This is a genomic window from Acinetobacter sp. GFQ9D191M (assembly GCF_011174875.1).
Taxonomy (GTDB): Bacteria; Pseudomonadota; Gammaproteobacteria; order Pseudomonadales; family Moraxellaceae; genus Acinetobacter.
On sequence record NZ_JAALGV010000179.1, the window covers coordinates 1 to 819 of the forward strand.

General features: G+C 33.2%; 1 protein-coding gene. It reads right to left on the reverse strand.

What is annotated here, in order from left to right:
* Positions 1-38 precede the first annotated feature (38 nt).
* Positions 39-818: an aminoglycoside O-phosphotransferase APH(3')-VIa gene (locus G5T77_RS17025; protein WP_000422636.1), complete on the reverse strand. Its 780-nt coding sequence runs from the start codon at positions 816-818 to the stop codon at positions 39-41.
* Position 819: the final 1 nt, after the last annotated feature.

The following is an 819-nucleotide window of genomic DNA, read 5'->3' on the forward strand; positions in this document are numbered from 1 at the left end:
GTTTTACTCTGCCAAGTATTTTTAGATAATGCTTGGAATCAATTCAATTCATCAAGTTTTAAAAAATAATTCCTTTTGTCAGGTCTATCATTTTTTAAATGCTTTAAAAATATTTTCGCAGTTTCCTCCGATGCATCCTCTCTTAGGCAACGTTCAACAAAGGATATATCTACAAATTCATCTGCTAACCCAGCACGACCAAGATCTAAAAAATAAATTTCATTGAATTTATCTATAAAAATATTACTATCCGTGATATCGCCATGAGAAAAAACCAATCTTTCTTCAACACGAGTCTCGGTTAACTCATTCCATAGACTTAGGTAAGTTTTATGGTCTCCCCATAATTCAGTGTCAAAATCATCTTGATCTATATCGTCAAGGAGTTGGTTATCAATAAAAAATTTTGACTCTTTTAACCGATGATCAATGTTTGAAATAAATGGACAATCAATAATAGCAATTGAATTTAACAGATTGAGTGCCTCCTTATAGATAGCAAGCAATTCTTGGTCTGTTAAAAAAAGCGCTGAAATTGGTTTTGCATTGATCGCTTTAGTGATCATGAATTCAAACTGCTCATCCTGAAAAGTCATGATGAGTTCAGGCACCTTTAATTTCTCAGAGAGCCAACTCAACATTTTCGCTTCACGAGAGACACTGTATGTGGTCTCTGTATATAAAGTGCTAGATCGCTTAAGAAAAAAAGTTTCATTATTTCGATTAAAAGAATAAACATCCGATGGCGACTGACCAATTTTATTTGGCTCTAAAACGCTGTTTCCGATAAATTGTTGAATAATATTGGGCAATTCCATC